The organism is Bacillus sp. CECT 9360, assembly GCF_918741275.1.
Classification (GTDB): domain Bacteria; phylum Bacillota; class Bacilli; order Bacillales; family DSM-1321; genus Peribacillus.
On sequence record NZ_CAKKNA010000012.1, the window covers coordinates 1 to 17,252 of the forward strand.

Sequence of the window (17,252 nt, forward strand, 5' to 3'; positions counted from 1 at the left end):
CGAATCAGAAGGTTGTAGGTTCGACTCCCGCCGGGCGCACCATATATTACGGGAAGTAGCTCAGCTTGGTAGAGCACTTGGTTTGGGACCAAGGGGTCGCAGGTTCGAATCCTGTCTTCCCGACCATGTCCATATTGGGGCCTTAGCTCAGCTGGGAGAGCGCCTGCCTTGCACGCAGGAGGTCAGCGGTTCGATCCCGCTAGGCTCCACCAATTTTATAACGATATATTTTATTTTGGCGGTGTAGCTCAGCTGGCTAGAGCGTACGGTTCATACCCGTGAGGTCGGGGGTTCGATCCCCTCCGCCGCTACCATTTATAAAATATATGGGACCTTTAGCTCAGCTGGTTAGAGCAGACGGCTCATAACCGTCCGGTCGTAGGTTCGAGTCCTACAAGGTCCACCATTTTTGTTGAATATGGAGGTATACCCAAGTCCGGCTGAAGGGATCGGTCTTGAAAACCGACAGGGGTGTCAAAGCCCGCGGGGGTTCGAATCCCTCTACCTCCTCCATAATTTTTAATGCTTGGTCTATATACAAATCTGTATCATTTTTACCGTCGCGGGGTGGAGCAGTCTGGTAGCTCGTCGGGCTCATAACCCGAAGGTCGCAGGTTCAAATCCTGTCCCCGCAATCATAATGGTCCGGTAGTTCAGTTGGTTAGAATGCCTGCCTGTCACGCAGGAGGTCGCGGGTTCGAGTCCCGTCCGGACCGCCATTTTTATTTTAAAAAGTATTTTGGCTCAGTAGCTACGAGTTGCTTCTTGTATCGACTTTCTGAGTACGGATAAAAGACAAGGCCATTTGAATTTGGCTAAATAATATTATGTATGGCTCAGTAGCTCAGTCGGTAGAGCAAAGGACTGAAAATCCTTGTGTCGGCGGTTCGATTCCGTCCTGAGCCACCTTTTCAAGATTTCTATTTGTGGCGGTTGTGGCGAAGTGGTTAACGCATCGGATTGTGGTTCCGACATTCGTGGGTTCGATTCCCATCAGTCGCCCCTTTCATTATGCGGGTGTAGTTTAATGGTAAAACTTCAGCCTTCCAAGCTGATATCGTGGGTTCGATTCCCATCACCCGCTCCATTTTTCCGAATGGGCCTATAGCTCAGCTGGTTAGAGCGCACGCCTGATAAGCGTGAGGTCGATGGTTCGAGTCCATTTAGGCCCACCATTCCGCAGTAGCTCAGTGGTAGAGCATTCGGCTGTTAACCGAACGGTCGTAGGTTCGAGTCCTACCTGCGGAGCCATATAGAGAAGTACCCAAGTGGCTCAAGGGGCGCCCCTGCTAAGGGTGTAGATCGCGTAAGCGGTGCGAGGGTTCGAATCCCTTCTTCTCTGCCATCCGGCCCCTTGGTCAAGCGGTTAAGACACCGCCCTTTCACGGCGGTAACACGGGTTCGAATCCCGTAGGGGTCATACAAAAAAGCAGCATACCAAGTGTATGCTGCTTTTTTGTATTTATGCGGGAATGGCCGACTATTTTTTATCGTTATCCACATACCCATCTGAGCGCTTGTAAGGGACATCGCCCAATGGTGATTCGATATTTTCTTCATCCAGCAAATCTTCATATTCCTCTTGTTTTTTCGAGGGATAGGCTTTTCTGTTTTTTCCGTCCATGTCGTTCCCCAGGAAGCTTTCGTATTCCTCGGTAAACCTATCATTTTCACTCACTGTCTTATATAAGGTATCATAAGATTCATGGTCTCCGGTATAATCAGAAGGAGTCTCAGACGTCCCAAAGCGGGCGACTTCCCCAAAGCTATCTTCTTTATCGTTAATGTCGTTACCTTTCCGACGGTTTTCGAAGTGATCTCCATGAGAAGGTTCTAACACTTCTTCTTCCACGGGACGGTCATGGACCGCATTCTGATCGGGGGTATGATCTACGCAATATAAGGTGGCTGGCACAGCTTCTAACCGCTCATAAGGGATTTCCTTTCCACATATTTTACAAGTACCGTAAGAGCCTTCCTCGATTGCCTGTAAGGCAGAATCGATTTTCTCAATCTCTGACTCTGCGTGATTATCAATGGCCATGTTTCTTTCGCGTTCGAATAATTCCGTTCCCATATCTGCCGGATGGTTATCGTATGCAGATAATTCCCCGACAGCATCACTCTGACTGTCTCCCAGCCAATCCTCTCGATCGTGTGTCACCCTATCTTGTAGTTCTTCTTTATGATTTAACAGCTCTTCTTTTAGAGTAGTAATTTGTTCCCTAGTAGCCATGGTTTGCACTCCTTATCGTTTGAATATATTTGAGTTGCTTATATATTCAATACCCGAATCTTTAAAGAGAAAAACAAACCACAATTTAACAGTGCTTAAAGAATGCAAAAAAAAGACCCTTGCCGATAAGGAAGGGTAGTAAAAAAATTATAAGAAGTAGCTTATAAACAAGCCGATGGATAAGAGGAAACCAAAGAATGTATTCGTTTGAGCTGTTGCTTTCATGGCAGGCATCATCTGGATTGGGACAGTCTTTCCAATAAAACCTTTTGTTGCTTGGAAGGCTTTTGGGACACTGAACAGTACTAACAAAACCCAGGGCGATACAGTTTCGAATGCGACAAGGCATATAATCCATATATAAGTAAGCGCGAGCATCCAGCCGAGAAGGGACACAGCTTTTTTGCGGCCAATTAAAATTGCCAGCGTCTTTCTACCGTTTTCTTTGTCGCCTTCCAGATCGCGAATATTATTTGACAGATTTATTAAACCCACTAATATGCCGATGGGGATGGCAACCAATATAGATAATGTGGTAACATTTTCGGTTTGGATGAAAAAAGCCAGTTGTATGATAAGGAAGCCCATGAAAAATCCGGCGAATAGCTCTCCAAAGGGCGTAGATGAAATCGGCAATGGCCCGCCGGTGTATAAATATCCTATCGCCATACAAATCAAGCCGATGAGAGCGAGCCACCAGGAGGATTCCATACATATATAAACCCCAAGCATTGTAGCAATGCCGTACAAAGAGAGCGCGAGTTTCAAGACGGTTTTTGGAGCCATGCCATCTCTCACGATGGCTCCGCCAATGCCAATGGATTCTTCAGTATCCAGACCCCGTACGAAGTCATAATACTCATTAAACATGTTGGTCGCAGCCTGGATAAGTAGGCAGGCAAGCAGCATGGCGACAAAAAGCAAGACATTGATATCATATAACTGGATAGCGAGTGCAGTACCAATCAATACCGGCACAAATCCTGCAGTTAATGTATGTGGACGAGTCAGCTGCCATAAAACCCTCCAATTGGGTTTATTATCTGGAAGGAGTGGAGCTGAATCTGTGTGAATTCGAGTTTGCATGATTTCTCTCCTTAAAAGTATATATTGATATTCTGAAATTATATCGAGAAACTAAATATGAACAAATCGTTACAAATTAAGTGTAGAAAAATGAGAGGGTAGTGTCAATGTCTTTTTTACTATAAAAAATGGCAATGTACGGAATCCTGTCAGGTTTTTGCGATTCATTATATAATAAGGAAGTAAGTTGGACGAAAATTATTCAAAAGTCCTGGAATAATTGACATGAGGTCAAATCGAGGTGTATCTTTAAATAGGTTTGTAAAGCTTTTTAAAGGGAAAGAATAGGGGGATTTGTTTTGGCAATCTCACATGAAACTGCGTTGATTGAAGGGCTGAAAACAGCACTGGATGAAGCGAAAAGAAAACAGCATAACGTCCTGTTCAGTGAAGTTGTAGAAGTTGATCATATCAACCCCTTTTCATTTTATCGAGCAGGAAGAGAACAATACTTGGGTGAACGCTTTTTTTGGCAGGATCCTAATAAAGAAATAATCCTAGCGGGTTTAGGTAAAGTAGAGAAACTCCAGGCGACAGCTGGCAGCACGCGATTTAGGGGTGTGGAAAACAGCTGGAAGGCTATCATGGAAGATGCCGTAAAGACAGGCTTCACACGTAAAGATGCTACAGGGCCGTTATTGTTTGGAGGCTTTTCTTTTGATCACAATAAAAGTGATTCCCTATTGTGGGATCAATTTGGAGATAATTTATTCTATATCCCTACATTTATGCTATCGATTGTAAAGGGACAAGCATACTTAACAACCAACCTTATTTGTTCGCCGGAAGACCATCTAGAGCTCTTCATAAAGAAGATAAATGAAAGGGATTCAATCATAAACAGTTCTGTTGAAATGGAAGATAGACCTCAAGAAATTATTTCGAAAAAAGAAATAGCTCCTGAGCAATGGAAGGATACCGTTGCAGGGGCGATAGAAGAAATTAAACATTCTGATTTGGATAAATTAGTGCTGGCGAGAGAAATGAGACTCGTTTTTAAAAATCCAATCTATTCAGAACAAGTTTTACAAAAATTGGCTGCCGAGCAGCAAGCAAGTTTTATTTTTAGTCTGGAGGTCGGCAGTGATTGTTTTATTGGTGCCTCGCCTGAAAGATTAATTAAAAAGACTGGCAATGAAATGATTTCCACATGCCTGGCTGGTTCAATTGCCCGCGGGAAAGATGAGCAAGAGGATGAAAGGCTTGGACATGAATTGCTGCATGACCAAAAAAATCTCGTCGAACATCAATACGTCGTTTCCATGATTGGCGAAGCGATGAAATCGGTGTGCGGCACGGTGCAGATTCCGGAAAGTCCTGTGTTAATGAAAAACCGGCATATCCAGCATTTATATACGCCCGTAAAAGGGATGTGCGATGAATTTGTATCGATTTTTGAAATGCTTGAGAAGCTGCATCCGACTCCTGCTCTGGGCGGTTTGCCTAAAGAAAAAGCGGTTAAACGGATTCGGGAGGTGGAGCTCCTTGAACGGGGCTTTTATGCGGGCCCCATTGGTTGGACAGATTCGTATGGAAACGGTGAATTTGCGGTGGCAATCCGTTCGGCCTTATTGCAGGGGAAGGAAGCTTCTTTGTTTGCCGGTTGTGGCATTGTCGAAGATTCGACACCGGAAAGTGAATATATCGAAACAGCTATTAAGTTTAAGCCCATGTTAAGTGCCTTAGGAGGAAATTTGGATGAATGACAGACAAGCAATAACCGCATATATCGCATCCTTTGTTGATGAGCTTGCTCAGACGGATGTCAAACATGTTGTCGTCAGTCCAGGTTCAAGGTCAACTCCTTTGGCACTGGTGCTTGCTGAACATCCTGATATTACAGTGCATTTGAATATTGATGAGCGCTCAGCCGCTTTTTTTGCTCTCGGGCTGGCAAAGGCGCTTCACGAACCGGTTGCAATCGTTTGTACATCAGGGACGGCCACCGCCAATTACTATCCAGCAATAATTGAAGCCTACTATTCGAGGGTTCCTCTTGTCGTGCTGACAGCTGACCGTCCGCATGAGCTTCGGGATGTCAGCGCGCCACAGGCAATCGATCAGGTTCAAATGTATGGAAAGCACGTTAAATGGTTTGTGGAAATGGCGATTCCGGAGCATTCAGAGGAAATGATCAGATATGCGAGAACAATTGGAGCGCGGGCGGTAGCAACAGCTGCAAAAGAACCGGCAGGACCGGTGCATTTGAACTTTCCGCTCCGTGAGCCACTTGTCCCGCTCATGGATGATGTGAAGAATTACCGAATAGTCAGGGAAAGAAAAGCAACCGCAGTAACTGTAGAAAGGGGGGAACTGACGCTATCCCCTACACAATTGCAAGCGATTGCAAACGCCCTATTAGAATCCAAGCAGGGAATCATTGTCTGCGGCGAATTGAAAAATGAAGAGATAAAAGCAGCCGTTATGTCATTAGCGGAAAAGCTTTCTTTTCCAATTTTAGCCGACCCTTTATCCCAAATAAGGAGCGGAATCCGTAACTCGGAGCATATAATCGACTGCTATGATACATTTCTCCGTGACGACAACGCAGTGGGGGTCCTTAAGCCGGATTTGGTACTTCGTTTCGGCGCTATGCCTGTTTCAAAAGCCCTTTTGCTTTATTTAAAAAAACACAGACATGCAAAACATCTGGTAGTGGATGGCGGGTCCGGATGGAGAGAGCCTGCTGGTCTGGTCACGGAAATGATTTACAGCAATGAACTCTTATTTTGCAGCAGTGTCTTAGAACGACTTGAAAAGAATGAAGACGATACGTGGCGGGAAAAATGGCTCAAAGTGAATAACACAGCTAAATATGCTCTTTCATCAATTCGTGATGAACAAGCATTAGATGAAGGTAAATTGTTTTTACTGCTTCAAGACTTGATGCCGGAAAACTCAAGCCTATTTGTTGGGAATAGCATGCCGATCAGGGATTTGGATACATTCTTTTTTTCCAATGACAAAGAAATCAGGATATTTGCCAATCGGGGCGCCAATGGCATTGATGGGATCATTTCTACAGCTCTTGGCGTTAGTACGATAATGGAAAACACCGTGTTAGTTATTGGGGATTTGAGTTTCTTTCACGATATGAACGGACTGATGGCTGCTAAGCTGCAGCAGACCAACATTACAATCGTACTGATTAATAACGATGGCGGCGGTATTTTTTCCTTTTTACCTCAAGCATCAGAAAAGGATTATTTTGAGATGTTATTTGGCACTCCACATGGTTTGAACTTTGCACATGCCGTTGCTCTTTATGAAGGAAAGTACACCAACGTTGGTAATTGGGATGAATTCTCAGAAACATTTACAAAATCCTTTAATATTCCCGGACTAAAGGTTATTGAAGTACCGACAAACAGAGAATCGAATGTCTTAAAACATCGAAACTTGTGGAGTCATGTTTCCCAGGAAATAAAAGAGGCGTTACGTGAGGAATTAGAATGAAAATTGTCAGTGATGGTGTAAGATATCATGTGGACATAAGTGGTGAAGGGGAGCCATTGCTTCTTTTGCATGGTTTTACCGGAAGTCGTGAAACATGGAATTCCCTTGTTCCTTTATTAGGTTCCAAGCACAAGCTTATCATGGTCGATATAATAGGACATGGAGACACAGATTCGCCAGATGACTGCAATCGTTATAAAATAGAAAGAGTCGCAAAGGATTTGCAATATATTATTAAAGCCTTGGAACTGGAAAAAGTCGATATGCTTGGCTACTCGATGGGTGGCAGGCTTGCATTAACTTTTGCTTGTATGTTTCCGCAATATATCAATAAGCTTATCCTCGAAAGTGCTTCTCCCGGACTTTTAACAGTCGAGGAAAGAAGAATGAGGAGGAGACAGGATAAAGAGCTCGCAGAACGAATTTTACACGTTGGCCTGAATCGATTTATCGATTATTGGGAAAGCATCCCGTTATTTGAAACACAGCGAAACCTGCCTTCCGATCAACTCAGGGAGATGAGAAAACAACGGCTTTCAAACTCTGAGACAGGCTTGGCAAACAGTCTAATCGCAATGGGAACCGGCAGCCAGCCTTCCTGGTGGGATCGATTGCCACATCTTAAGTTTCCTATTTTGCTTGTGACGGGAGAGCTTGATGATAAATTTTGCCGAATTGCAAGTCAAATGCAAAAGCAAATGAAAAATGGTGATTGGCAAATAATAAAGGGATGCGGGCATGCAATTCATGTGGAAGATATCAAAAAGTTTGGTAAAATAATTAGTAGGTTTTTGTTTAAAGAATAAGGAGGAGATATAATGGCAATAGAGTGGGCAACAGTTCGCGAGTATGAAGATATTTTGTATCAAAACTATAATGGAATCGCAAGAATTTCTATTAATCGGCCAGAAGTACATAATGCATTCCGTCCAAAGACGGTAATGGAATTAATCGATGCATTCTCAAGAGCAAGGGATGACTCGAGTGTAGGTGTGATTGTTTTGACGGGCGAAGGCGGAAAAGCGTTCTGTTCCGGCGGAGACCAAAGTGTCCGCGGACACGGCGGGTATGTAGGGGAAGACGAAATCCCGCGCTTGAATGTTTTGGATCTACAGCGTTTAATCCGAGTTATCCCTAAACCGGTTGTCGCCATGGTAGCAGGCTATGCGATTGGCGGAGGTCACGTGCTTCATGTGGTATGTGATTTAACGATTGCGGCTGATAACGCTGTGTTTGGCCAAACCGGGCCAAATGTAGGAAGCTTTGATGCAGGGTACGGTTCAGGATACCTCGCGCGTATCGTCGGACATAAGAAAGCGCGAGAGATCTGGTACCTATGCCGTCAATATAACGCCCAAGAAGCTTTGGATATGGGCTTAGTGAATACAGTTGTCCCGTTAGAGCAGTTGGAAGCTGAAACGGTGAAATGGTGTGAAGAAATGCTTGAGAAAAGTCCAACAGCTCTTCGTTTCTTGAAAGCAGCCATGAACGCTGATACCGATGGACTTGCCGGACTTCAGCAGTTAGCGGGAGACGCGACGCTTCTTTACTATACAACAGACGAGGCGAAAGAAGGCCGTGACGCATTTAAAGAGAAGCGCAAGCCAGATTTTGGACAATTCCCTCGCTTCCCTTGATTCAAGGAGATTAACTGAAAGCTCAACGGGACCTATGGTCCCTGTTGAGCTCTTTTCTTATACCGGCTTTGAAATAAAGGAGAAATGAAATGATGTTTGCAGAAGAAAAACTGCCTAACTGGCTGAAAAAAAGAGCAGAATTGACACCAAACAGAGTGGCCGTCGAATTCAAAAACAAATTATATACATTTAACGAACTGGATGCTATGGCCGAGGAGACTGCTGGAAAACTTGTCGCCACGGGTTTTCAAGCTGGAGACGTCTGCGCTCTTTTGGTGCGGAATCATATCGACAGCGTGGTTATGATTCATGCTCTTTTCTATCTGGGGACCAAGATTGTGTTCCTCAACAACAGACTAACGCCTAAGGAGTTAAGCTGGCAGCTGGCAGATAGCGGTTCAAAATGGCTGGTATCAGAAAAACATTTCCACGAAAAGCTGGTTGAAATCAAGAAGCAGTCTTCAGGAGTCTTTATTGCAAAGATGGAAGAAATCCGATTGATTACAACCTTGAATGAAGCAAATATCCAAGAGGAGTTTATTCTTCAAGATACAGCAACGATCATGTATACCTCAGGAACGACGGGCAATCCAAAGGGCGTGATCCAGACATTCGGAAACCATTGGTGGAGTGCGATGGGTTCGATGCTGAACTTGGGACTTTCTGAAGACGATTGCTGGTTTTGCGGTGTCCCTATTTTTCACATAAGTGGTCTATCGATTCTGATGAGAAGCGTGATTTATGGAATGAAGGTCATCCTTGTCGAGAGGTTTGAAGAGGATGAAGCGAATGCCATGATTCAACAAAAAGGGGTAACAATCATTTCAGTGGTGACAGCGATGTTGAATAGGATGCTTGTGGCGTTGGGCAACGAAACCTATCCCGAAAGTTTCCGCTGCATGCTCCTCGGCGGAGGACCTGCACCCAAGTCTATGCTTGAAGCGTGCAAAGATAAGGGGATACCGGTTTATCAAACGTACGGCATGACAGAGACTTCCTCGCAGATTGTAACCTTAGTCCCCGAGTATAGCCTGATAAAAATCGGCTCTGCTGGAAAGCCACTTTTTCCTTCCCGATTGAAAATAGAGATCGATGGCAGACCGGCAGGGACGGAAGAGCCCGGGGAAATCGTGGTCTCGGGTCCTAATGTGACGAGCAGCTATTTGAACAGGGAAGCTGAAACGAAAAAGGCGATAAAAGATGGCTGGCTTTATACAGGTGATATCGGTTATTTAGATGATGACGGGTTTCTCTATGTGCTGGACCGCAGAGCAGATTTAATTATTTCAGGCGGGGAAAATGTCTATCCGGCTGAAATCGAATCCGTTATCAGCCAGCACCCGGCTGTCTTTGAAGCTGGGGTTTCGGCGAAGGCTGATGAAAGATGGGGGCAGGTTCCGGTCGCGTTTGTCGTCACCCACGAAGAAGCAAGAACAAACGAAAAAGAGCTAATAGCCTACTGTAGGGAACATTTAGCATCATATAAGGTACCAAATCAGGTTATATTTTGCGACGCGCTGCCGCGAAATGCTTCCAATAAGCTATCAAGGCGGGAGCTTAAAAAAAGCTTGGAGGCCAGTGAATGAATATTGTCTCTGTGTCACTGAAAATCATTTCGGCCCCGCTAAAATCGCCGTTTGAAACCCACTTGGAAACAGTCCGGGTTAGAGAGTCTATCATCATTAAAGCTGTCGATCGTGATGGCACGGTTGGATATGGTGAGGCAGTCCCTTTTTCAAGCCCGTGGTATACGGAGGAAACGATTCAAACGTGTTACCATATGCTGAAGGATTTTATCGTACCAAAGCTTTTGGCAATGGATTTGAATCATCCTTCTGAACTAGCCGATATTTGGGATGGCATTAGAAGGAATGCGATGGCAAAATCCGGAATGGAGCAGGCCATCTGGGATTTATATGCTAAGCAAGAAGGAGTTTATCTGGGCAAGCTTTTTGGGGGGGCAAAACAAAAAGTTGCGGCGGGTGTCGTAATTGCCACTGATTCGATAGAAACAGCCTTACGCCAGATAGAAGATTTTCAAGCAGAAGGATATCAACGCTTTAAAATGAAAATCAGTCCCGATAATGATGTCCGTCTATTAGCTGAAATTCGGCGACATTACCCTGAAATTACGTTGATGGCTGATGCGAATTCATCTTATACTCTTAATGATATGGATCATATCAAGAAGCTTGATGCATTTAAGCTTCAAATGATTGAACAGCCGCTTCGACATGATGACATCATCGACCATTCTTTGTTGCAAAGGGCAATAAAAACGCCTATCTGCCTCGATGAAAGTATCTGTTCCCTTCATGATGCGTATAGTGCCCTTCGCTTAGGGAGCTGCAGAATCATCAATATTAAAATGGGACGCGTCGGCGGCTGGACCGAAGCTGTCCGTATTCATGATCTATGTCTCGAAAATGATGTACCGGTCTGGTGTGGCGGCATGATTGAATTTGGCATTTCAAGAGCCCATAATATTGCATTATCCTCTTTAGAGGGTTTCACAATCCCAGGCGATCTTTCTTCCTCAGCAAGATATTGGGAAGAAGACATCGTTGATCCGGAAGTTCAGGTGAAGGATGGTCATATATTTGTGCCGGATAAACCGGGTATCGGGTTTGAAGTGAATGAAAAACAGCTTGAATTGAAAACCACGTTCAGGGAATCATTTAAGCGATAATTTAATTGCAGATAGGAAAGCATATACTTTTCTATCTGCAAAAGTGCAACTGGGCTCAGGAGGTTTGCTCTTTGGTGAGTTTTCTTTTAAAAAATACTCTGTCAGCCCATTTTGGATGGAAATGGGCCAATGCCGCTTTTTTTGCCGGAATTTTATTTATATAATTATGCTAGGCAGTTTAAGAATGTGGCAGGGAGTTGAGTTTTTATATAATGAAAAAACCTTACCTAATTGCGGAAATTCTATTGGAAAGAGGATTGCCTGTGTCTGTTGTGAAGGAGATTACCGATCTGGCTGACCAGGAGCTACAGACGTTGAAGAGAAAGTGGAACGTGCCTAGACTATAAAACAAAAGCCTACAGGATTTTACCTGTAGGCTTATTTAATATTAAAGATTTTCAGCGGGTCTATATGTTCTGCACCCGGTTTCGTTACTTGTACGCGCCCGTTCCTCTGAGTAGCTCACAACACTGATCATATCGGCTGAACAACGATTGCCATGCTTCCAGAAATGACAGCTATCAACTGAGCATTTAACATCCTGTGCCATGTCATTCACTCCTTATGCTGTATTGTAACGGTACAATATTAGGGTGAATCAAAAAGGGACTGTTCATACTTGCAACAGAACGGTGAATTATTGGGATGGAATCCATTAAAAAACGAATGCGCTGTTAGCAACATTCGTTTTTTTACAAAATATCGATAGTTTTTTACCGTAAGGCAGTTTTTAGGGTTTCAGCATTTTGATTCATGAGGCTGAAATAATCTTCATCGTTCTCGATATCTTTTTCAGTTAACACCGATAAATTATGCAATCGTAATGGTTTGGCACCTATCTCATTCTGAATAATTTCTGTGAGCTTTGAGCTCGTGTTTTGTTCAAAAATGATATATTGGAGATCATTTTCTTTTGCCGTTTCTATGATCTCTTCAAGCTGTTTTTGAGAAGGCTCGCTTGAACCGGACAGCCCAGTCACGCTGATTTGTTCGATCCCATATCGATTCTCCCAATATCCATATGCTCCATGTGAGACGATTATTTTATTTGTTTTTGAATTTTTTACAGCTGCCTTGAACTTATCATCCAGCTCGTGCAATTGTTTTTCAAGATCTTTGTAATTTTTTTCAAAGTATTCTTTTTGATCTGGTATTTCCTTGATTAACGAATCCTTAATGATTCCAGCCATGGCCAGGGAATACATCGGATCTAGCCATAAATGCGGATTGATATCGGCGTGACCAATATCAGTATCGTGATCATGGTGTTCTTCATCTTGTTCATAGTGTTCTTCGTGCTCAATATGAATCTTTTGGCCTAACGGTGTTAAATTAACTCCTTCTTGTTTCAAGATTGGTTCAGCTTTCGTAACGAATCCTTCAAGGTTATGGCCGATATAAAAAAACAGGTCTGACTCAGCCATTTGAATGATCTCTTTCTGTGATGGCTCAAAAGAATGCTCATCCGTACCAGGCGGATATACCGTTTCAACCTCTACATATTGACCGCCTATCTTCTCAGTAAAATCCTTTAATGGATAAACGGTGGTGAAAATCTGAATCTTTCCATCACTTTTATCGCTGTTAGTTACCCCTTTATCATCATTGCAGCCAGAAAGGATAACGACAAGACTAAGTAACAATAACAGTATTGCCTTTGTTTTCACAGTATTCACCCTTTTCATAATTCGTATTGATTCCGATTTAATAAATAAAAAAACGTAATGATTCCGATTTGACCTTTGTATAATACAATGAATGGGTCGTATAATGCAAGCGAAATTTATTTGGCAGATAGGAAAGTACAAACTTTCCCATCCGTGAAAGTGCAATCTCCGCCTTGGAGTTTTCTAATCCGCCTGAGTGCGGATTATTTATTTTTTCTTTTCAGGCACATAATCAAAGCCGCCAGGGTGGAAGGGATGGCACTTTACGATTCGCTTGAGCGTCAACCAGCTTCCTTTAAACGGCCCAAATCGCTTGATGGCTTCTAATCCATAATGAGAACAGGTAGGGTAGAATCGGCAAGTGGGAGGCTTCAGTGGTGAGATGGCAACCTGATAAAATCGGATGACACCAAGTAGCAGTTTTTTTAGCATGAAGGTCGCTTCCTTTTTCGTTACAGTAAAATGATGATTTTACTATATCACAACTTATTCGAAAAAAGAATGCAGGACAACTCACGTATTATAGGGGATTAGAAATAGATGAAAAATATTGCAATTAGAGGTAGAATAGAAATACTTAATGTTAAGGAGTGGGTTAAATGCCTTCAGTAGAAAGCTTTGAATTGGACCATAATGCCGTTAAAGCCCCTTTTGTAAGACATTGCGGTGTCCACAAGGTGGGAACGGACGGTGTTGTTAATAAATTTGATATACGCTTTTTCCAGCCTAATAAACAAGCCATGAAGCCAGATGCGATTCATACACTGGAACACTTGCTTGCTTTCAATATCCGCAAGCATTCCGAGAAATACGATCACTTCGATATCATCGATATTTCCCCAATGGGTTGTCAGACAGGTTTTTATCTTGTCGTCAGCGGTGAACCTACCGTGTCAGAAATCATTGATGTCCTTGATGATACGATGAAAGACGCTGTTGAGATCACAGATATTCCGGCTGCTAACGAAAAACAATGCGGTCAGGCAAAACTACATGACCTGGAAGGCGCAAAGAAATTAATGCGTTATTGGTTGCAACAAAGTAAAGAAGACCTTCACCAGGTGTTTGCTTAAATCAAAAAAGTTCCTGTCATCGGCAGGAACTTTTTTAGATATCTTTTTTTTCATCCTCTTCAGGAAGAGGATCGATGGGGTCAACTGTGTGTTTATAACTATACCCTTTGTTTATCGTGAGTACGGATAACAGTAAGACGGTCAAAACAATCACGATCCCAATAACTATAATAGTTTTCATGAAGCATTCCTCCTCCATAAAGCTATTTTACCATTTAATTTTTTAAGCGACGATATAAATTGGGTTTTAACTTAAATTGAAAAGGGAAATATAGTAGCGAAGAGGAGGACGATACAATGTCTAAGGAACTAGTAAAAGTAATTAATAAGGAAATTTCAAACTTTAGCTTACTGTACACGAAACTGCACAACTTTCATTGGTTCGTAAATGGACCGCACTTCTTTGAACTGCATACTAAATTGGAAGAACTATACAATGAATCATCTACAAATATTGATGAATTGGCTGAGAGATTATTGGCGATGGAAGAAAAACCGGTTGCTACCATTAAGGAATATATGGAATTGACCACGCTTGAAGAAGCAACGGGTAAGGAAAAAACCGACGACATGGTCCAAAGCGTTATTAACGACTTTGAAAAGGTTTCTAAAGAGTTTGATGAAGCAATCGAGCTTTCTGACAAAGCCGAAGACGTGGTAACAAGCGACATGCTTACCGGCATGAAAAAAAGCCTGAACAAGCATTCATGGATGCTTCGCGCGTACCTTGCCAAATAATAGAACGAAGAAAAGTCCTGCGTTAGTTATAGCGGGACTTTTTTTATATAGGCTCTGTTAAATTCCATTGTTGATTTTAAAATGGTCATGGAATCTACTCGCTTTCCGCGGACGAACTGGCAAGCCTCCTCACTCGTACCTCGCTGCGGGGTCTTGCCAGCCCGTTTTTCCGCAGGACGTTGATTCATCATCCTTGAATAGACACCGCACGAGAAAATGCGTATGCATTTTCGAGGAGTCTCGCAGATTCCCTTCCCAAAAACAACATTATCGTTTAACAGAGCCTTTATATAAAAAACCCCCTGAAGATGTGAATCCTCCAGGGTTGATATGTACATGAGTTTAATGAAGATTACGATGATGGAAATTCGATGGCTTTGTATCCTCAAGCCCCTCCCGCGCGAATTTTCCTTTTAAGGATTCAATGATATAGATGCCCATAAGATTGTTCAATTCCTGGTCATCCATTTCGTGAAATAAATTCAATATTTCTTGACGGTCCAACTGTTCCAAAACAGCAAAGGCCAGCATGTCGATGTCTTCTTCGTCTCCGGTAAGCTTATTTCTATACAGGTTGTATAAGTCCTCAATCAACTTCATGCGTCTCACCTCCATTTAAGACTCCATTTTAAATAGGGTATGTAACAAACCAAAATTTCGTTCCTGTCATTTCTATAGATGAAGCATTCGCTATATTTTGTTCTTTTGTCTCATATATATGTTTTACCCTTTGAGTGGTACTTTAATCTATTATTTTACATTTTAGGAGAAGATATTGCCAATAAAAAGAATTAGGTATAGAAAAAATGTTCGTTTAACCATTACGAATGAATAGGGGTGCAATAAGGGAAACTATCTCTACCAAACATATACGGTGGAAGGAGGCCTTTCGTGATATGAAGAAAACCTATTATATTTACTTGGCCAACGGACAAATATCCCAGGATCGTGAAAGCTCTCCTTGGAATTTTAAAATTGAAGCGACAGACGAAGAAGTAACCCGGTTGAGGGAATATTTTGATCAAAATTATTCAACGGAAATCCAGAATTTTTATCGGGCCCATGTTCCTTATGTTCAGTATCATTATGACCGGGAAAACGATGCCTATGATGAGACCCTTCAGAAGATTTATGGAATGATTCATGAACTGGGCGATGCGGAAGCGAAAAATCATATTGAAAGCATGGGGATATTAGAATGATTGCAGGTGAGAAGCCATCGGTAATATCCATTTCTTCGGCTGAGTCCAGGATTTCTTTTGGCACCTCAATCGGTTTTACTCCATTAAAATTACTGAAGGTACTATTTGATTTTTGGCTGATTGTAATTTCTTCATTTTGTTCTTCGGTGACAATTTCCATTTCATTTATCAGCTTAGTTGGGTAGAAGGTTTTTTTATCGATATGATACACATAGGTAAGCTTTTTAATATCCATGTTATCCCCAAGCTGAAGGCTTTCGGCAAGCTCGGGACTCAGGTTATTTTTCAGTTCTTCCTGCAGGAAGTCTTGGAATTTTTCACCGGAAGCGTGTAAGGTTAAAATATAGCTTGAATCATTACTTTCGAATGAGATGTCTTTGAGGTATTCCTGCATACTCTTTAGCTCCGCAGATGGATCTGCTTGTGAATTTTGTATCTGCAATAGTTCAGTTGACATATTTTTCGGAAGTTTAATCCACTTTTGTGTGAGCGGATCGAACTGGAAGAAGCCATCGTGAGTCAAGTAGCTTTCGGTATCCTGAGGAGGCTGTCCCTCAAGTGTCATATTCATTTTTTGATAAAGGCTGAGCGGATCTTTCACTACATCCATCTTAATTTCGGAGTTAATCATAAACGGCTGTGGCTGATCCTTCAAAGTGATCGACTGATTTAGTTCGGAGACCAGTGTCAGGCTTTTAAGCTTATTCGAGACTTCAACTGTTTTCTCGTAAACCTGTTCCAGAGTTAGTTCCTCCATCTCTCCGCTATCGGCAGCCTTCTTATTGGACGAACCTTCCACAACAGGTTCCGCCTTTTGATCACAGGCGCTTACAAGCAAAATCAAAACGGGAATGCAAATAAGAAACTTTTTCATTCTGTTGCTCCTCTCGATATTGGAATATAAATACAGGATAAATGATTTTCTTGTCTTATGGTGTAAAATGATGTAAAACAGTGCTTTTTCTCTATGGATTGGAGCGGATATTTTGAAACCATTTGTGGATGCCAATGGATATGTAGTGAATTTTTCCTATGATAAAAATGCGTTTGGTGACGCATGGCATGTATTAGTGCTGTGCCGATTCGGAAATAAGTGGGTACTGACGAACCATGCGGAGCGCGGTTTGGAATTTCCAGGTGGTAAGCGGGAAAAAGGAGAGACGATTGAAAAAGCGGCAGAGCGTGAGGTTTTTGAAGAAACTGGAGGGGTGACGAATGAGTTCATCTATCTTGGCCAATATCGGGTCGACTCTCCTGAAGAGACCTTCATAAAATCGATCTATTTTGCTGAACTTCAGGAACTAAAGACCAGAGACAACTATATGGAAACGAACGGACCTGTTCTGATGCAAAGTCTGCCTGATGACGTAAAGGCAGATGCAAGATTTAGTTTTATTATGAAGGACGAGATCCTGCCGCTCAGCTTACAGGCCCTGCAATCATTAGAAAAAGGAATATAGGGAGATTA

At 42.7% G+C, this 17,252-nt stretch carries 19 protein-coding genes, 14 tRNA genes and 1 pseudogene; 25 read left to right on the forward strand and 9 right to left on the reverse strand.

All coding sequences use genetic code 11. From position 1 onward, the window contains the following. Positions 1-49 precede the first annotated feature (49 nt). From LQ216_RS14990 to LQ216_RS15055, 14 genes are all read left to right on the forward strand, one after another. Positions 50-126: transfer RNA gene (locus LQ216_RS14990), tRNA-Pro, on the forward strand. A 10-nt stretch (positions 127-136) separates the two neighbouring features. Next, positions 137-212, forward strand: a tRNA-Ala gene (locus tag LQ216_RS14995). A gap of 25 nt (positions 213-237) precedes the next feature. Next, positions 238-314, forward strand: a tRNA-Met gene (locus LQ216_RS15000). 15 nt (positions 315-329) lie between these two features. Further along, positions 330-406: transfer RNA gene (locus tag LQ216_RS15005), tRNA-Ile, on the forward strand. 14 nt (positions 407-420) lie between these two features. Next, a tRNA-Ser gene (locus LQ216_RS15010) sits at positions 421-513 on the forward strand. Between the two features lie 48 nt (positions 514-561). Beyond that, positions 562-635, forward strand: a tRNA-Met gene (locus tag LQ216_RS15015). A gap of 7 nt (positions 636-642) precedes the next feature. Then, positions 643-719: transfer RNA gene (locus LQ216_RS15020), tRNA-Asp, on the forward strand. 114 nt (positions 720-833) lie between these two features. Further along, positions 834-906, forward strand: a tRNA-Phe gene (locus LQ216_RS15025). 23 nt (positions 907-929) lie between these two features. Then, positions 930-1,002: transfer RNA gene (locus LQ216_RS15030), tRNA-His, on the forward strand. Between the two features lie 11 nt (positions 1,003-1,013). Beyond that, a tRNA-Gly gene (locus LQ216_RS15035) sits at positions 1,014-1,087 on the forward strand. A gap of 11 nt (positions 1,088-1,098) precedes the next feature. Further along, a tRNA-Ile gene (locus tag LQ216_RS15040) sits at positions 1,099-1,175 on the forward strand. A gap of 1 nt (position 1,176) precedes the next feature. Continuing rightward, a tRNA-Asn gene (locus LQ216_RS15045) sits at positions 1,177-1,251 on the forward strand. A 3-nt stretch (positions 1,252-1,254) separates the two neighbouring features. Beyond that, a tRNA-Ser gene (locus tag LQ216_RS15050) sits at positions 1,255-1,345 on the forward strand. Positions 1,346-1,348: 3 nt separating this feature from the next. After that, positions 1,349-1,420 (forward strand) — tRNA-Glu (locus tag LQ216_RS15055). A gap of 60 nt (positions 1,421-1,480) precedes the next feature. Here the strand turns inward: LQ216_RS15055 and LQ216_RS15060 are convergent. After that, complete coding sequence (locus LQ216_RS15060; protein ID WP_230130290.1) at positions 1,481-2,236, reverse strand: TraR/DksA C4-type zinc finger protein; 756 nt, start codon at positions 2,234-2,236, stop codon at positions 1,481-1,483. A gap of 147 nt (positions 2,237-2,383) precedes the next feature. Beyond that, positions 2,384-3,322, reverse strand: coding sequence for a 1,4-dihydroxy-2-naphthoate polyprenyltransferase (locus tag LQ216_RS15065; RefSeq protein WP_230130291.1), 939 nt, complete (start codon positions 3,320-3,322; stop codon positions 2,384-2,386). A gap of 299 nt (positions 3,323-3,621) precedes the next feature. Between LQ216_RS15065 and LQ216_RS15070 the strand changes: the two genes are divergently transcribed. The 7 genes from LQ216_RS15070 to LQ216_RS20405 all read left to right on the forward strand — a co-directional run bounded on the left by LQ216_RS15070 (position 3,622) and on the right by LQ216_RS20405 (position 11,451). Beyond that, positions 3,622-5,028 carry an isochorismate synthase gene (locus LQ216_RS15070; protein WP_230130292.1) on the forward strand — a complete coding sequence of 469 codons (1,407 nt, stop codon included), beginning with the start codon at positions 3,622-3,624 and terminating at the stop codon, positions 5,026-5,028. Next, positions 5,021-6,778, forward strand: coding sequence for a 2-succinyl-5-enolpyruvyl-6-hydroxy-3-cyclohexene-1-carboxylic-acid synthase (gene menD, locus LQ216_RS15075; protein ID WP_230130293.1), 1,758 nt, complete (start codon positions 5,021-5,023; stop codon positions 6,776-6,778). The genes LQ216_RS15070 and menD overlap by 8 nt, the downstream gene beginning before the upstream one ends. After that, a complete protein-coding gene (menH, locus tag LQ216_RS15080) occupies positions 6,775-7,584 on the forward strand; it encodes a 2-succinyl-6-hydroxy-2,4-cyclohexadiene-1-carboxylate synthase (RefSeq protein WP_230130294.1) in 810 nt (269 codons plus the stop codon). The genes menD and menH overlap by 4 nt, the downstream gene beginning before the upstream one ends. Before the next feature lie 12 nt (positions 7,585-7,596). Then, complete coding sequence (gene menB, locus LQ216_RS15085; protein WP_230130295.1) at positions 7,597-8,415, forward strand: 1,4-dihydroxy-2-naphthoyl-CoA synthase; 819 nt, start codon at positions 7,597-7,599, stop codon at positions 8,413-8,415. Positions 8,416-8,504: 89 nt separating this feature from the next. Next, positions 8,505-10,001 carry an o-succinylbenzoate--CoA ligase gene (locus LQ216_RS15090; RefSeq protein WP_230130296.1) on the forward strand — a complete coding sequence of 499 codons (1,497 nt, stop codon included), beginning with the start codon at positions 8,505-8,507 and terminating at the stop codon, positions 9,999-10,001. Then, positions 9,998-11,104, forward strand: coding sequence for an o-succinylbenzoate synthase (gene menC / locus LQ216_RS15095; protein WP_230130297.1), 1,107 nt, complete (start codon positions 9,998-10,000; stop codon positions 11,102-11,104). Before LQ216_RS15090 ends, menC begins: the two co-directional genes overlap by 4 nt. Positions 11,105-11,316: 212 nt before the next feature. Then, on the forward strand, positions 11,317-11,451 hold the full coding sequence (locus LQ216_RS20405; protein WP_290369283.1) for a hypothetical protein: 135 nt from the start codon (positions 11,317-11,319) through the stop codon (positions 11,449-11,451). Between the two features lie 41 nt (positions 11,452-11,492). On the opposite strand, the gene LQ216_RS15100 is transcribed toward LQ216_RS20405, so the two are convergent. The 3 genes from LQ216_RS15100 to yidD form a co-directional block, all read right to left on the reverse strand. Then, positions 11,493-11,654 (reverse strand): DUF1540 domain-containing protein, encoded by a 162-nt coding sequence (locus tag LQ216_RS15100; RefSeq protein ID WP_230130298.1) that lies wholly within the window; start codon positions 11,652-11,654, stop codon positions 11,493-11,495. A gap of 163 nt (positions 11,655-11,817) precedes the next feature. After that, positions 11,818-12,771, reverse strand: coding sequence for a zinc ABC transporter substrate-binding protein (locus LQ216_RS15105; RefSeq protein ID WP_230130299.1), 954 nt, complete (start codon positions 12,769-12,771; stop codon positions 11,818-11,820). A 207-nt stretch (positions 12,772-12,978) separates the two neighbouring features. Further along, entirely contained in the window at positions 12,979-13,203 is a 225-nt protein-coding gene (yidD, locus tag LQ216_RS15110; protein WP_230130300.1) for a membrane protein insertion efficiency factor YidD, read from the reverse strand. Positions 13,204-13,370: 167 nt separating this feature from the next. Between yidD and LQ216_RS15115 the strand changes: the two genes are divergently transcribed. Then, positions 13,371-13,844, forward strand: a complete 474-nt coding sequence (locus LQ216_RS15115; RefSeq protein WP_230130301.1) for an S-ribosylhomocysteine lyase — start codon at positions 13,371-13,373, stop codon at positions 13,842-13,844. 34 nt (positions 13,845-13,878) lie between these two features. On the opposite strand, the gene ytzI is transcribed toward LQ216_RS15115, so the two are convergent. After that, positions 13,879-14,025, reverse strand: a complete 147-nt coding sequence (gene ytzI / locus LQ216_RS15120; protein WP_230130302.1) for a YtzI protein — start codon at positions 14,023-14,025, stop codon at positions 13,879-13,881. A gap of 116 nt (positions 14,026-14,141) precedes the next feature. Between ytzI and LQ216_RS15125 the strand changes: the two genes are divergently transcribed. Beyond that, positions 14,142-14,582, forward strand: a complete 441-nt coding sequence (locus LQ216_RS15125) for a DNA starvation/stationary phase protection protein (RefSeq protein ID WP_230130303.1) — start codon at positions 14,142-14,144, stop codon at positions 14,580-14,582. Positions 14,583-14,608: 26 nt separating this feature from the next. Here LQ216_RS15125 and LQ216_RS15130 read toward each other — a convergent pair whose 3' ends face one another. Beyond that, positions 14,609-14,773 carry a hypothetical protein gene (locus LQ216_RS15130; protein WP_230130304.1) on the reverse strand — a complete coding sequence of 55 codons (165 nt, stop codon included), beginning with the start codon at positions 14,771-14,773 and terminating at the stop codon, positions 14,609-14,611. Positions 14,774-14,924: 151 nt separating this feature from the next. Continuing rightward, positions 14,925-15,182 (reverse strand): DUF6154 family protein, encoded by a 258-nt coding sequence (locus tag LQ216_RS15135; protein ID WP_230130305.1) that lies wholly within the window; start codon positions 15,180-15,182, stop codon positions 14,925-14,927. 296 nt (positions 15,183-15,478) lie between these two features. Here LQ216_RS15135 and LQ216_RS15140 point away from each other — a divergent pair, with 296 nt between their 5' ends. Continuing rightward, positions 15,479-15,784, forward strand: a complete 306-nt coding sequence (locus LQ216_RS15140) for a hydrolase (RefSeq protein WP_230130306.1) — start codon at positions 15,479-15,481, stop codon at positions 15,782-15,784. A 46-nt stretch (positions 15,785-15,830) separates the two neighbouring features. On the opposite strand, the pseudogene LQ216_RS20530 reads toward LQ216_RS15140, so the two are convergent. Then, positions 15,831-16,658, reverse strand: a pseudogene (locus LQ216_RS20530) (DUF6612 family protein); the annotation flags it as partial. Between the two features lie 112 nt (positions 16,659-16,770). Between LQ216_RS20530 and ytkD the strand changes: the two are divergent. Continuing rightward, on the forward strand, positions 16,771-17,244 hold the full coding sequence (ytkD, locus tag LQ216_RS15145) for an RNA deprotection pyrophosphohydrolase (RefSeq protein WP_230130307.1): 474 nt from the start codon (positions 16,771-16,773) through the stop codon (positions 17,242-17,244). Positions 17,245-17,252: the final 8 nt, after the last annotated feature.

Coding starts and splice junctions, on each gene's coding strand:
- LQ216_RS15060 (WP_230130290.1), bottom strand. CDS start 2,236: ATGGCTACTAGGGAACAAATTACTACTCTAAAAGAAGAGCTGTTAAAT.
- LQ216_RS15065 (WP_230130291.1), bottom strand. CDS start 3,322: ATGCAAACTCGAATTCACACAGATTCAGCTCCACTCCTTCCAGATAAT.
- menD (WP_230130293.1), top strand. CDS start 5,021: ATGAATGACAGACAAGCAATAACCGCATATATCGCATCCTTTGTTGAT.
- menH (WP_230130294.1), top strand. CDS start 6,775: ATGAAAATTGTCAGTGATGGTGTAAGATATCATGTGGACATAAGTGGT.
- menB (WP_230130295.1), top strand. CDS start 7,597: ATGGCAATAGAGTGGGCAACAGTTCGCGAGTATGAAGATATTTTGTAT.
- LQ216_RS15090 (WP_230130296.1), top strand. CDS start 8,505: ATGATGTTTGCAGAAGAAAAACTGCCTAACTGGCTGAAAAAAAGAGCA.
- menC (WP_230130297.1), top strand. CDS start 9,998: ATGAATATTGTCTCTGTGTCACTGAAAATCATTTCGGCCCCGCTAAAA.
- LQ216_RS20405 (WP_290369283.1), top strand. CDS start 11,317: ATGAAAAAACCTTACCTAATTGCGGAAATTCTATTGGAAAGAGGATTG.
- LQ216_RS15100 (WP_230130298.1), bottom strand. CDS start 11,654: ATGGCACAGGATGTTAAATGCTCAGTTGATAGCTGTCATTTCTGGAAG.
- yidD (WP_230130300.1), bottom strand. CDS start 13,203: ATGCTAAAAAAACTGCTACTTGGTGTCATCCGATTTTATCAGGTTGCC.
- LQ216_RS15115 (WP_230130301.1), top strand. CDS start 13,371: ATGCCTTCAGTAGAAAGCTTTGAATTGGACCATAATGCCGTTAAAGCC.
- ytzI (WP_230130302.1), bottom strand. CDS start 14,025: ATGAAAACTATTATAGTTATTGGGATCGTGATTGTTTTGACCGTCTTA.
- LQ216_RS15125 (WP_230130303.1), top strand. CDS start 14,142: ATGTCTAAGGAACTAGTAAAAGTAATTAATAAGGAAATTTCAAACTTT.
- LQ216_RS15130 (WP_230130304.1), bottom strand. CDS start 14,773: ATGATGAATCAACGTCCTGCGGAAAAACGGGCTGGCAAGACCCCGCAG.
- LQ216_RS15135 (WP_230130305.1), bottom strand. CDS start 15,182: ATGAAGTTGATTGAGGACTTATACAACCTGTATAGAAATAAGCTTACC.
- LQ216_RS15140 (WP_230130306.1), top strand. CDS start 15,479: ATGAAGAAAACCTATTATATTTACTTGGCCAACGGACAAATATCCCAG.